Below are 13,703 nucleotides of genomic sequence, written 5' to 3'. Positions count from 1 at the left end.
AATAAGAAGTCAAATAAAAGCAATTACAAATAGATAGGAGATTTTAGAGTCATAGCTCTAAAATCTCCTGGTAGAAAGTACAGAGAACTGAATGCAATTTGATAATAGCGTAATTGGTTTATGAAAGAACCAGTTATCCATTTTCGTCAATTTAGTGCCATACATCCAACCCATATAGAAAAAATAGATTTCATAGAAATTTTCTATACGTTAAGTATATCACGACATAATCTATTATACAATATTGGTAAAACGACAATTTTCACCACAAAATTATGTCAATAATGCATACAAAATTTGACATAAAATTATAAAAATTGCAATTATAGTGTCGAATTATTCTACAAATAATTTTCAGAAAAAACGGTAATATGTCAATGGTATACCGTTCTTGGTTGTAGTATAATAAAACGTTATATTTATTTTTTACAAAGGAGACTTGTAAAATGATTACAATTAGTGCATGTATGATTGTAAAAAATGAAGAAAAAGTAATTTCCAGATGTCTGGAGAGTCTAAAAGGTATTGTGGATGAAATTATTATTATTGATACCGGATCAAATGATAGTACAAAAGAACTAGCTAAATTATACACTGAAAAGATATATGATTTTAAATGGGTGGATGACTTTTCGGCAGCCAGAAATTACTCTTTTTCAAAGGCAGCAATGGATTATATCTACGTGGCGGATGCGGATGAAGTGATTGATGAGGATAACAGAAAAAAATTTTTGGATTTAAAGAAGGCCTTACTACCGGAGATTGAGATCGTACAGATGTTGTATTCCAATCAGCTTGCTTTTAATACTACATATAATTTTGACACCGAGTATAGACCAAAACTTTATAAACGAATCAGACATTTTACATGGGTTGATCCAATTCACGAATCAGTGGCATTACAACCCGTGATATATGATAGCGATATAACTATAATACATTTACCCGAAGATAATCATGCCGGCAGGGATTTTAAGACCTTTCAGTCAGTAATTAAACGAGGTGAAAAAATATCCGAAAAATTGTTGAATCTGTATGCTAGAGAATTATTTATAGCCGGTACGGAAAGTGATTTTTTAGAAGCGGAGACCTATTTTGAAGAACAGGCAGAAGAGAATCTGCCTTATGAAAGTTTAAAAGTAATTCATTGTGTGTTGACTAAGTGCGGACGTTTAAGAAAAAATGATTCTCAAATGTTTAAATACTCCTTAAAAAACATGGCGGGAGGGAAACCCAGTGCTGAGATCTGTTATGAAGTAGGGGAATATTTTTTTGAAAAAGGTGATTATAAAGAAGCAATCATCTGGTATTATAATGCTGCGTATGAGACAGAATGCGACCTAAATATACATTATTCCGGTGATTATCCGCTGTTGCGCCTTTCAGAATGTTATGCCAAGTTAGAAATGAATGAACAGACAGTTTCATACAAAGAGCTTGCTGATGCCTGGCTGCCAAGTTGAGATTTTTTCACTTATCAATCACTATATTTTTATTGTTTTTAGTAATGTATGAAGGGTAACTTATGGAATTTTTATTAAAATCAAAATAATTACGCCGATTGTGAAGACATTCTCTCACATACGGCGTTTTATTATATATATCGTATAAGCGGTACCTATATAAACAGTAGTTACTGTTCACAGGCAACAACGCGACGTGTTTTTGGTGAGTGTATTGTCACAGAAAACCGGAGAATTGCAGCGTAGGAACGCTGCCTCCGCGTTTTGTTTGCATTACGAAGTCTGTTTTTGTTCACGGAACTGCTGCTTTTTGCAGGGGAGTAAACGATAACATAAACAGTAAAATACATTTAAAATAATATGAGAGGTTATCTTGTTATTACAAAGAATTGTATTGTATAATGAATGAGGTATAATACGAAATAAGTCTCTAAACGGCTAAATAAAATACAATACAAATATTATTTAGGAGAAACAAATGAAAGATTTAAAAAGATATACAATAACTCTTAAGGTTATCATTATCCTTTTAATCATTAATATTATAATAGGCGGTAGTTTTGTATTTACAGTTCTTGCTTATATATTCACCTGTCTGTTGATGATGATACGTACGATAATGGTACCGACCGAAAGCAAGATGAAAAAGTACTTAATTCTATTATATATCGTTATCATGTCATTACAAATAACCTTTATATCCCTGGTGACATTTCAACCGGGTTATTCGTATATACATAGGTTTATCGGCAGACTTTTTGCCGCTGCAGTAATATGGTTTCCGTTTTTGGTCGAACGGTTTGTAACGATTAATAAATATACCAGTTTTTATCTGCCGTCAGCTCAAGAGGTATCAAATATAAGTTTTGCTGATATGAGAGCTGGCAAGGATAAAATTATCAATGTTATGGATACGGTAACAAAAGCCGGCAAAGCATTTTCAGCAGAGAATCTTAAAGAAATCAAAGAGGACCTTCACCGCCATAGTTCTTTTCAATATATTAACAAAGGTGTATTGACGGGCGAATACTTTGAAGAGGCAGGGAAATGGATTGAAGACAGGCATATATATATTATTCTGTCTAACACCGGGAGCCCGGCCAGTGAAATTATCTCTACATTTACAAGAAAGCAATATAATCACGCATCCTTATCCTTTGATCCAGAACTAAAGACCATAATCAGCTATAATGGAGGGGAGCGGGTATATCCACCGGGGCTTAATTACGAAATGCTTGATTTTTTCAATAAGAAAGAGGATGCCTCTATTCTTGTATATAAACTACCCTGTACTAAGGAACAGAAAACAAGCATATTGGAGAAAGTGAAGGAAATCAACCGGGACGGAAGTGCCTATAATCTAATGGGGTTAGTATTAAAATATTCACACAAACCCAATATTATGTTCTGTTCCCAGTTTGTCTATAAAATGCTTTCTTTTGCAGGAATTTCATATTTTGAAAAAAGTGATGGAGAAGTAAAACCCACGGATCTAATTGAGATGGATTATTATCGAAAACTGCAATTTGTATATGAAATGAAGTTGAATGAAAAGCAACAGGTTTAACTGTTGGAGAGTTTTTTAGTTTTTTATGGGGAATTCTTTTATTTAAATTTAACATTAATCATATTGATAAATCTGATAATTTTCATTATAATGATAAATAATTAAGATAATTCGATTTTTACCATGTAGCAATCAAGTCTTTAACTTAAAATTCAAACAAAAAACAAAACCGGGTGGAGGAGTATAATGATCTATATTCTTATTGCAGTGTTGATTTTCATAACTGAATATATAGTTAAGAAGTATATTGAAGAAAATAAGGAAATGTATAAAAAAGAAGAAATATTAAATGGCAATATCATTTTGGAGCGCTATCATAATAAAGGGGCAATGCTAAACTTTATGGAGGATAAGGCAGAGCTGGTAAAGAAGATAACCGTTGCTCTGGTGGGGGTTCTTATATTCCTTTTTGCGATGCTTCTGCCTAAAAAAGGGAATCGTGTCTTGAAATTTGCATTAGCCCTTATATTAGGCGGTGCATTAAGCAACGTACACGACCGTTTGATCAGAGGATATGTAGTTGACTATTTTAGTTTTAAGTTCCTTAAAAAGATAATATTTAATATTTCGGATATCTGTATCTTTCTTGGATCCGCACTTATTACCTTATTATCAATATTTAAAAAAGACTAAAAAGTGACAAATAAAATGATTACGATGAATGATATTATCAATAAATAAACAAGGATATAGCCATGAATTAAAGTAAGCCAGTCCAGTCGGCTTATTGTTAATTCATGGCTATTTGATTTATTTATTCTCTTATTTTAGTAGTTCCAATACGGTTTGGGGTATCTGGTTCGCCTGGGCAAGCATTGCCTGGGAAGCCTGCTGTAAAATTGACAACTTAGCGTTTTCAATAATGCCGTCCGTCATATCTTCATCAGATATCCGAGATTCTGCCGCAGCTAGATTCTCGGAATAATTCAACACATTATTTGATATATGCTCTAAAACATTCTGGTAAGCTCCGTATTTACTTCGTTCTCCGGATAACATATTCAGTGCCGAATCCGCTTTGGTAATTGATTGCATAGCCCGTTCTGCAGGATCCGTATAGATCGCATAAGTACCAATACTCTCTGCGGTAACACTTTTACGTACAATTTGAAAAAGTTGTCCGGAATCAGCTCCGATTTGAAGATTGAGGCCCTGTCCTATATAGTTTAACCCCTCGCTGATTTCTTCAGCAGTTGGTTTGGATACTCCATAAAAAGTATTGACGGATCTATCACCGCCTCCGGCTACATCGACCGGATTCCACCATAAACTATAAGCGCTGTCACCAATACTGCCGTCTGGCGTCCAATTCCATTTATCTACCTGAAGCCAGGTACCTACTCCGAACTGATCGGGATCTTTAAGAACACCGGCCCCGGTCAGTATACCATAGGCTTTAAGATATGGATTGGACTTGTTGTTATATACAGTGAATTCGCTTGGTATATTACCGGAATTATATACTTTTTCATTAGTAAGATTCGATCCGTTTACACGAAAAGGTGCAAAGTCATCATCCCCAAGCATAGTATCCATATTGAACAAGATACCGATTGAATGGGTATCCGTACCTGTATTTTCCACCTTGTACCTGATTTCATACATATTATCGGTTGCAGGGTCCGATGCATTTAGATCATTCATATCGGTAATGGTAATAGACTGGGTTACTTTTATGTTTCCATTTACCGTATATTCTGTTTTGTAAGAATTGGTTCCGGCATCATAAATAGTAGGGGCTGTCACTGCAACGCCTGACTGTCCGGAACGCAGCAGATAACATGTTCCGTCTATATTAACCTGAGGGTAGGAAGTCTGACCTGAACCAAAATTTAATATTTTATTATCGTCCAGAGCGTTTGGCAGATAACCTTTATCTGTGCGAAAGGAAAATGTACCGTCGCTTGAGACATTTAGCTTCAGGAGATTTCCAGAACCCGTCATACTGGAAGAAACACCTGGATAATCCGTAATATTAAGAAGAGGAACCTGATTAAAATGCGTGTCATTGGCAATGGAATTTATCTCTTCATTTAACATGTCAATTTCTGTCTGCATGTATTCCCGGTCTTCTTGTGTATAGGTACCGTTTGCTGCCTGTACACAAAGTTCCCGCTGTCTCTGTACAATGCTTTGCAACTCAGACAGCGCACCATCGGCAATCTGAACTAAAGAGATACCGTCTTGGACGTTTGTCCCGGCGGTATCCAATCCGCGGATTTGTGCTCTCATTTTTTCGCGGATCGATAAACCTGCGGCATCATCCGCAGACCGGTTGATACGATAACCTGATGAAAGTTTTTCCATAACACCGGCTTTTTTGTTATTAGTTTTCTGCAATTGGCCATAGGTATACTGGCTTAGCATATTATGTGTAATTACCAATGTTTGTCCCTCCGTAATTACTTGATATTTATATAAAAATTATAGTTTTTATAATAAGTAAAATAGAATAAAGCCCGTTTCTTTGGAGTACCTGCATTTATAAGTAATCTGTAAGATTAGTATAATGAGTTGGGAGCATTGAGACTTTGTCCCCAAGCTAATACAAATTTATTTTAACAGGTAATATCTGTTATTTCAAGATGTGATACAAAAATATTTAGTACATATTAGTTCAAATGAGTGCTGCAGCTTTTCTTTGATTATTTGATAATTTGTATCATTTTACTTTGTAAAAGAAGTGCCATAAAAATGGAGAAAGCTGAAAATATTAGCAAATATATAAAGTAATATTTCCCTAAGGATTCCTATATTATGATTATAGAAGAGTGTTAATAAAGATAATAACAAAAAAACAGGAGAAACTTAACCTTTATGTTTCTCCTATTTTCTTTTTATGGAAAGAAATTGTATCTGAGTTAGTGGTCGTTAAAAGCAGCTTTTTGCTGTTTTTTTTGTTGCGCAATATAGTGCAGTAACATGGGCAGATTTGTTGCTCAAGGTTGCTCAAAAATATGGAATATTTTGGCGGAATTATACAATGCAGAATAAAATATATTTGGAATTATGCAAATTGAATTAAAAATGTTATAAGAGTATTATAAAAAAAGAGCTATTTAGGTAATAAATGCACTATAGGATCAGCTGTAGATAAGAATAACTGTTAAAAATGCACATTTTCCGAAAAACCGCTTTGACGGCGGTAGCGAAGTGAGAAAGGGAGGATGAGAAGTTACACAAAAAATATAAAGAAAGGAAGAAAAAATGAGGAAAGTAACAAATAACAATCGGTATAAGGTGCCATTCTTTAAAACCGTAAGAAAACATTGGATGTTGCTGGCTATGCTGTCTCCGGCGCTTTTATATGTGATTATTTTCTCATATATACCTATGACGGGTATTGTGCTGGCATTTAAGAATTATCAGTATTCCGGCGGCATCTATGGGTCTCCGTGGACAGGGCTTAATAATTTTAAGGCGCTGCTGGTAGCGGGAAAGTTGGGACAGGTAACACGTAATACACTGTTGTACAATATTGCATTCCTTATATTGGGTGTAATTTTTGAGATGGGCAGCGCAATATTGCTAAATGAGTTGTTTGGCAGACAATTCAAGAAAATAGCCCAATCCTTTATGTTCCTGCCATATTTCATCAGCTGGGTTGTAGCTGGCGCAATTATGTATAATATATTCAATTATGAGAGGGGTGTATTCAACCACATTCTGAATATGCTGGGAATGAATTCTTTCGATTTATATAATACTCCCGGAGCATGGATTATCATCTTGATTTTCTTGAAGATATGGAAGCAGACTGGATATGGGTCCGTTGTATATCTGGCTGCCATAACCGGACTGGACCAGGAGATGTTTGAAGCATCTTCCATAGATGGAGCCAGCGTTTGGCAGAAAATCAGATATATCACAATTCCTTCCCTGATACCTACCATGATGATACTGGTGTTGTTAGGTATCGGCAATATTTTCAGAGGCGACTTCGGTCTGTTCTACCAGACAGTAAAGAGCAGTGCGCTGCTCCAGCCTGTGACGGATGTCATAGATACTTATGTGTTCCGGTTGTTGATTACTAACAGCGATATCGGCGTATCAGCCGCCGCAGGTTTGTATCAATCTGTACTCTGTTTTGTAACAATTACGATCTGCAACAAGCTCGTCAAGAAAATGAACCCGGATTATTCCCTGTATTAATGGAAGGAGAGCAATGTTATGTCAAATAGAAAGATAAATCATGGCAGGCGTATGAGTAAGGATACCCTTGCAGTAAATGTGTTAGGTTATGTAATGATTGGTTTATTTGCCCTGATTTGTGTAATTCCCTTTTATCTGATCATTGTGGCATCCTTTACACCGGAATCTTCTCTGATTCGTAACGGATATCCTCTGATACTTACCGAATTCAGTGTACAGAGCTATCTCCTGTGTCTGAAAAATCCGCTTTCGATATTAAAGGCTTATGGAACTACGATCGGTGTTACCGCTGCTGGCACAGTACTATCCGTATTTGTGGCATCTATGACAGGGTATGTGCTGTCACGTAAGGATTTCCCTTGGCGGAATAAGCTCTCATTTTTCTTTTTCTTCACCACATTGTTTAATGGAGGACTGGTGCCCTGGTATATGATGTGCGTCCGTTATCTGAATTTTAAGAATTCTTACCTGGGAGTTCTGCTGCCGTTAATGTTCTCCGTATGGAATATGATAATCGCCAAGTCTTTTATGAATGGTATCCCCAATGCAATCAGTGAATCAGCCAAGATGGACGGAGCAAATGATTTTGTGATCTTCACCCGTCTGATTCTGCCATTGAGTAAGCCGCTGCTGGCAACCTTAAGCCTGTTCTCCGCACTGGCCTACTGGAACGACTGGTACAATTGTATGCTGTATATTACAAATGAAAATATGTTTACCTTGCAGTATTATCTGCAAAGAATACTGGGAAGTGCAGAAGCTATGAGACTCGTGGCGGAGAAGTCGGGTATCGCACTTCCGTCCGTCCCCCTGGAGAGTATGAAGATGGCCATGACGGTCATTGCTACCGGACCTATCGTACTACTGTATCCTTTTGTACAGCGCTATTTTGTCAAGGGGCTTACGATTGGCTCAGTCAAAGGGTGAGAGAGCTCTTCGGTGTCAGGTTAATGTTAGTGTATCCGAAGCAATAATTGCTTCAGAACATAAATAAGAAGGAGAGAGAATAAATGAAAAAGAACAAACTAGTATCAATCATTTTAATTCTATGTCTGTTGGTTACAATGCTTGCTGGATGCGGCCGCTCTTCAACAACTACTACGGACAACAGCTCCGGTACTGCAAAAGTCACGGAGTCTGCAAAAACAGGGAGTGAGGCAACAGCATCGGAAACGCCGTCAGTTTCTCTGGATGGCCTGCCGGAATCCGTAAGTGCAGGCACTATTGCTGCATCACCGGATTTCTATTCGAATACTGATTTGAGTAAGGACTATACCGTTAACATGTATCTCATCGGCGATACCCCTAAAGCTTGGGACGAGGTGCTTTTGAAGGTCAATGAATATTTAAAACCCTATAACACACAGCTTGCAGTAACATTCATGAGCTGGAGTGATTATCAGACCATGTATTCACTGGTGTTAGCAGGCGGTGAGGACGTAGATCTGATTTTTACAGCCCCCTGGTGTTATATGTATAATGAAGCAGCAAAGGGTTCTTTCTATGAACTAAAAGATGATTTTATCACAAACTATATGCCCCTAACCAAAAAATATCAGGCAGCTGAGAGCTGGAGTGAAACCAATATTGCCGGAAAAACAGTTGCAGTTCCCTCTAATGTTGCTACGCCTATGGGTAAGATTGTAGCAGTACGTCAGGATCTGATGGAGAAATACGGAATGTCTGAGCTTAAGACTTGGGATGATTACAAGAAGTTCATGCTCACCATTGCTGAAAAAGAAACCCCAAGCAGTGGTATCTATGCACTGGCAGCAGCTACCGATAATAATGAACTGTGGGATGTATACCGTCAGCAGTCCGACACTTTCCTGGCTTTGGACAGCAGCTATCTGGATATGATGTATCAATATAATGGCGGTATCCCGGCTAAGGAGGATATCAAGCTGGCTTATGAGTATGACAGCTTCCGCAATTTCGCCAAGGATATGAAAGAAATGGCTGATGCAGGATGCTGGAGCCGCAGTGCTCTGACCAACACAGTAACAGATGATGATGCTTTCGGCAATTTGCAGGGTGCTTCCATCGCATGGAATGCTTCCGTATTCACCTATATGGAGCAGGCAGAGAAGACGGCTGGCGTAAAATGTATGGCGTATGATCTCACCACTGACCATCTGGTAGGTGCAGAGGCATATTCCAACAATGATATGGCAATCGCAGCAGGTTCCAAAAATCCTGAGCGTGCCGCTATGGTTCTTGATATGATGAAATTCGATACTTATTTGAACAGACTCCTTATTCTTGGTGTTGAAGGCGAGCATTACAGTATGGATGCTAAAGGCCAATATACAGAGCTGGATAAGGCCACTGATTTTGCGGCATCCGCAATCTCCGCTTCATGGGCAATCAAGAACGGTAATTTGACTGAAGCAGGTGTACCTGAGCGTGAGAAAGCCATCACCGATTCATGGCAGGATCGTGTGGTTATGAACCCCACCATCACCTTTGTATTTGATGATACGAAAGTTAAATCCAATGTCGCTGCTGTAACGACTGTCCTTACGGATTATGTTCCCTCGCTTGAACTTGGTCTGGTGGATGACGTTGACGCCTCATTAAATGAGATGCTAAAGAAATGCAAGGATTCCGGTTTGCAGGAGATATACGATGAATTTTATAAACAGTATGATGTCTGGTTGGCAACCCGTTAACAGGCAGATTATAGGGGCAGGCATTCTGCCCCTCTTCTATGGACAAGAAAACTACTCTGCAGTTTTCTATCGAAATATAAGAATTCTGCCGGTGAAACGAAATCCTTACATTTCCCTGTTTCAGGTAATATTTGCGGTCGCTTAAGCGGCCGAGTTGCGTTAGAATGAAAAGCTGGCAGGATCTTTATTAAAGAGGAGGAAGAAATATAACATACGATGAGATTGCAAAAAATCTGGGAGTATCCAAGAGCACTGTTTCCCGGGCATTATCCGGAAAGGGAAGAATTGGGGAAACTACCAGGATAAAAATACGCTCCTACGCCCAAAAGCATGGGAAATGGCAGGGGAATAAACAGGCAGCAGAGCATTCCAAAACAAAAAACATTGCAGTAGTAATTCCTACGGATGCGTATACTACAAGTATTCCTTTCTTTTATGAATGCCTGCTGGGAGTCAGTGAAGTGGCGTCAATGCTCAAGTATAGTGTACTGATTACAATTGGTGCACCAGGTGATATATCCGGTATTCAGGCACTTGTGGAGAAAAATGAAGTGGATGGACTGATCCTGTTGCGCAATATTGAGGATGACAAGCTTTTAAAGTATCTTGTTGAGAATCATTTTCCCACAGGTCTGGCTGGCACCTGTAATTATGAAGAAGTGATTCAGGTGGATATTGATAACAGGGCGGCTTCGGAAAGCCTGGTATCTCTGTTGATTGGCCAGGGATACCGCCGTTTCGCAACGGTGGTGGGGGACTCGGCCTATCATGTAAATAGGTGTCGGTGTCAGGGCTGTTATGATGCCTTTGATAAGCATGGACTGCCCAGGGAACAACAGATGTTTTATCCAAACTTTGTAAATATGGAGCTGATAGATAGTATCATCAGTGATATGTTTGCTAGAAAAATAGAGTGTATCATGTGCGGAGATGATGTAATCTGTACAAGAATTATGTCAAGACTGCAGGCAGAAGGGTACCGGATTCCCAGGGATATTTCCATTGCATCCCTGCATAACAGTACGAATTTGGACTGCTTCTCACCTGCGGTCACTTCAATCAATGTCTCTGGAAGACAGGTTGGTAATATGGTTAGCAAGCAGCTGATTAACTGGCTTAAGGGAGAGGCTTACAATGCCAAGACTAATCCGGGTTATGAGATTCTGTTGCGTAAATCAATAGGGAAAATGTATTCTGTATAAGAAAGATAGGAGAGGTAGGGAAAATGTATTTAACAGCGAAGAAAGTAAGACAGAGAGAAAATTTCAATCTGAACTGGTTCTTTTATCACGGAGAAGAAGACAGGAGACCAGGGGAAAGTGACACGGCCGCCTACAGACCGGTGAAGCTGCCCCATGACTGGAGTCTTGAGTATCCCTTTGAGGAACACGCAGCTTCCTGCGGCTCGGGCGGTTATGCAGAGACGGGAATAGGATGGTACAGAAAATATTTTCAGGTTAACCCTGACGTTTTGATTGGTGGCAGGGTAGTGCTGCAATTTGACGGAGCGTATATGTTGACTCAGGTTTGGATAAACGGACATTATCTGGGGCGTCATGTTTATGGCTATACACCTTTTGAATGGGATATCACAGAGTTGCTATACCGGGACGGCGGTGAGAATGTGGTGGATGTAAGGGTAGATAACTCTGCTCAGCCCAGCTCCCGGTGGTATTCCGGTTCCGGAATTACAAGGGATGTATGGATATGCGGGGTAAGAGATCTTCATGTTGCTCCCTACGGTGTATGGGTACATAACCTCGAGGTAACTAAGGAAAAGGTGCGTCTTGCTGTGGAAACACTGGTGTGTGAACAAAGCACTCCTGTGAGGGATAACAGTGCCGGTACAGTCAAGTCAATTACGGTGGGAACCAGTATATATGGGCCGGACGGTAAACTTTGTATACAGGAACAGATAAAAGAGGAGATAAACGAAATTCAGGAAGCCGGAAGACGGTCAGGAGAAAACTGCAGCGGGCTGGTACATACTTTTCACCAGGAACTTGAACTTTCTTCTCCTACGTTGTGGAATGTGGATAATCCGGCACTGTATGAAGTAATTACCAGGGTCTATGCTGACGGAGTACTACAGGATGAGGTACATACCGTGACAGGGTTTCAGAATGCCCGGTTCGACAGCAAACAGGGATTTTTGCTAAATAGCGTAAGGGTGAAATTAAACGGTGTATGTATCCATCATGACGGCGGTTGTATGGGTGCGGCGGTCCATCCGCAGATATGGGAGAGAAGACTTGAGAAACTGAAAAAAATGGGTGCAAATGCCGTTAGGATGTCCCATAATCCGCCGGATCCTGCACTTTTGGATTTGTGTGACCGGCTGGGGTTGATGGTGATGGATGAGGCCTTTGACGAATGGCGTATCCTGAAGGGGAAGGAACTGGGCAGCAATACCCATGAAAGTAGAGGTTATTCAGAGTGGTTCGATAGCTGTCATGAGGAGGACATACGCACCATGCTTCTGCGTGACAGGAATCATCCAAGCATCATTATCTGGAGCATTGGCAATGAGGTGCCGGAACAGACAGTCCCGGAGGGTTATCTGACTGCAAGGCATTTAAAAAGTATTTGTAAAGAATTAGACCCGGAGCGGGCTGTGACCCAGGCGAACGATCAGGTTTGCGCTGAGCCGCATGCGGCAACAGAAGAGTTCTTAAATGAGCTGGATGTGGTGGGTTACAATTATGTGGACAGATGGCGTACCAGGCAGGAAACTCTCTATGATGATGACAAACGCGCCTATCCGAACAGATGTGTGCTCGGTACGGAAAACAGCGGCCTCGGCGGAATCCGGGGAGAATATCTTATGACCCTGCAGGAAAGGGCGGGCTGGTGGAAGAGGCCATATTACAGTGCTCCGGTGGAAATCGGCAGGCTGCTGCGTTTTACTATGACCCATGATTATGTGGCGGGAGACTTCATGTGGACTGGGGTCGATTATCTGGGAGAAGCCCACTGGCCGTTGCATTCCTCCTGTGCAGGAGTGTTGGATACCTGCGGGTTTGAAAAGGACAGTTTCTATTTCTATCAGAGTATCTGGAAACGCTCTGAACCTATGGTACATCTGCTTCCCCACTGGAACCTCAATGTAAAAGAAGGTTCAATTTTGCAGGTATTGGGCTATACCAGCTGTAACAGTGCAGAGCTTTTCCTGAACGGAAAATCTTATGGCAGAAAGGCTTATACTTATCCGGCTTATGGAATGACTAAGAAGTACGGACATTATGATAAGAACCCTATACCAATCAATACGAATGATTTATTTTTAAGCTGGGATGTGCCCTATGAACCTGGGTGCATAAAGCTTGTAGGATATGTGGACGATAAGGAGGCTGCCCGTCATGTGGTGAGAACAGCCGGAGCACCTGCGGCAGTACGGTTGTCCTGTTACCGGCAACAGATGAAGGGAGACGGCCTGGATATTGCCCAAATAGAGGCAGAGCTTTTGGACAGCCAGGGTAATCTGTGTGTGCAGGCAGATACGGAACTTATCTTCACAGTAGACGGTCCGGCTTGTGTGATAGCGGTGGATAACGGCAATCCGGAGGAGATGGAGAGTATGAAGAAAAACCGTATCCATGCATTCCATGGACGGGCTCTGGCTATTATACAGTCATCAGGAGAAACAGATGAAGCTGGTCTGGTCAGGTGCAGCACAGCAGAGAACTGTTCTGTACTTGCAGGGACAAAACAGTGCACCGTATATGTCCGGGCGGAAGGTCTGACAGGAGACAGCTTTCCCATTATAATAGTATCCTGACGTAACTGTCAGATGGTAATAAAGGTGATAATTGCGGATAAAAAAACAGTAGAAACTTAACATTTATGTTT

At 40.2% G+C, this 13,703-nt stretch carries 9 protein-coding genes; 8 read left to right on the top strand and 1 reads right to left on the bottom strand.

Going from position 1 to position 13,703, the window contains the following annotated elements:
- Positions 1-446 precede the first annotated feature (446 nt).
- The 3 genes from RBU59_RS11855 (at position 447) to lspA (ending at position 3,663) form a co-directional block, all read left to right on the top strand.
- On the top strand, positions 447-1,463 hold the full coding sequence (locus RBU59_RS11855; RefSeq protein ID WP_308148074.1) for a glycosyltransferase family 2 protein: 1,017 nt from the start codon (positions 447-449) through the stop codon (positions 1,461-1,463).
- A 478-nt stretch (positions 1,464-1,941) separates the two neighbouring features.
- Positions 1,942-3,030, top strand: a complete 1,089-nt coding sequence (locus RBU59_RS11850) for a hypothetical protein (protein ID WP_308148073.1) — start codon at positions 1,942-1,944, stop codon at positions 3,028-3,030.
- A 186-nt stretch (positions 3,031-3,216) separates the two neighbouring features.
- Positions 3,217-3,663, top strand: coding sequence for a signal peptidase II (gene lspA / locus RBU59_RS11845; protein WP_308148072.1), 447 nt, complete (start codon positions 3,217-3,219; stop codon positions 3,661-3,663).
- Positions 3,664-3,792: 129 nt separating this feature from the next.
- Here the strand turns inward: lspA and RBU59_RS11840 are convergent, their stop codons facing one another.
- Positions 3,793-5,415: a flagellin gene (locus RBU59_RS11840; RefSeq protein WP_308148071.1), complete on the bottom strand. Its 1,623-nt coding sequence runs from the start codon at positions 5,413-5,415 to the stop codon at positions 3,793-3,795.
- Between the two features lie 822 nt (positions 5,416-6,237).
- Here RBU59_RS11840 and RBU59_RS11835 point away from each other — a divergent pair.
- The 5 genes from RBU59_RS11835 (at position 6,238) to RBU59_RS11815 (ending at position 13,632) form a co-directional block, all read left to right on the top strand.
- Positions 6,238-7,182 (top strand): ABC transporter permease, encoded by a 945-nt coding sequence (locus RBU59_RS11835; protein ID WP_308148070.1) that lies wholly within the window; start codon positions 6,238-6,240, stop codon positions 7,180-7,182.
- An 18-nt stretch (positions 7,183-7,200) separates the two neighbouring features.
- The gene (locus RBU59_RS11830; RefSeq protein ID WP_308148069.1) at positions 7,201-8,109 is read left to right on the top strand and encodes a carbohydrate ABC transporter permease; all 909 of its coding nucleotides are present in this window, start codon (positions 7,201-7,203) and stop codon (positions 8,107-8,109) included.
- Between the two features lie 83 nt (positions 8,110-8,192).
- The gene (locus RBU59_RS11825) at positions 8,193-9,854 is read left to right on the top strand and encodes an ABC transporter substrate-binding protein (protein WP_308148068.1); all 1,662 of its coding nucleotides are present in this window, start codon (positions 8,193-8,195) and stop codon (positions 9,852-9,854) included.
- A 206-nt stretch (positions 9,855-10,060) separates the two neighbouring features.
- On the top strand, positions 10,061-11,056 hold the full coding sequence (locus RBU59_RS11820; RefSeq protein ID WP_308148579.1) for a LacI family DNA-binding transcriptional regulator: 996 nt from the start codon (positions 10,061-10,063) through the stop codon (positions 11,054-11,056).
- A 23-nt stretch (positions 11,057-11,079) separates the two neighbouring features.
- The gene (locus RBU59_RS11815; protein WP_308148067.1) at positions 11,080-13,632 is read left to right on the top strand and encodes a glycoside hydrolase family 2 TIM barrel-domain containing protein; all 2,553 of its coding nucleotides are present in this window, start codon (positions 11,080-11,082) and stop codon (positions 13,630-13,632) included.
- The last annotated feature ends 71 nt before the right edge of the window (positions 13,633-13,703 follow it).

The organism is Anaerocolumna sp. MB42-C2 (assembly GCF_030913705.1).
Taxonomy (GTDB): Bacteria; Bacillota; Clostridia; order Lachnospirales; family Lachnospiraceae; genus Anaerocolumna.
The sequence above is the reverse complement of the archived record's forward strand: the minus strand, read 5'-3'. Positions and strand labels throughout refer to the sequence as shown.

Coding starts and splice junctions, on each gene's coding strand:
- RBU59_RS11855 (WP_308148074.1), top strand. CDS start 447: ATGATTACAATTAGTGCATGTATGATTGTAAAAAATGAAGAAAAAGTA.
- RBU59_RS11850 (WP_308148073.1), top strand. CDS start 1,942: ATGAAAGATTTAAAAAGATATACAATAACTCTTAAGGTTATCATTATC.
- lspA (WP_308148072.1), top strand. CDS start 3,217: ATGATCTATATTCTTATTGCAGTGTTGATTTTCATAACTGAATATATA.
- RBU59_RS11835 (WP_308148070.1), top strand. CDS start 6,238: ATGAGGAAAGTAACAAATAACAATCGGTATAAGGTGCCATTCTTTAAA.
- RBU59_RS11830 (WP_308148069.1), top strand. CDS start 7,201: ATGTCAAATAGAAAGATAAATCATGGCAGGCGTATGAGTAAGGATACC.
- RBU59_RS11825 (WP_308148068.1), top strand. CDS start 8,193: ATGAAAAAGAACAAACTAGTATCAATCATTTTAATTCTATGTCTGTTG.
- RBU59_RS11815 (WP_308148067.1), top strand. CDS start 11,080: ATGTATTTAACAGCGAAGAAAGTAAGACAGAGAGAAAATTTCAATCTG.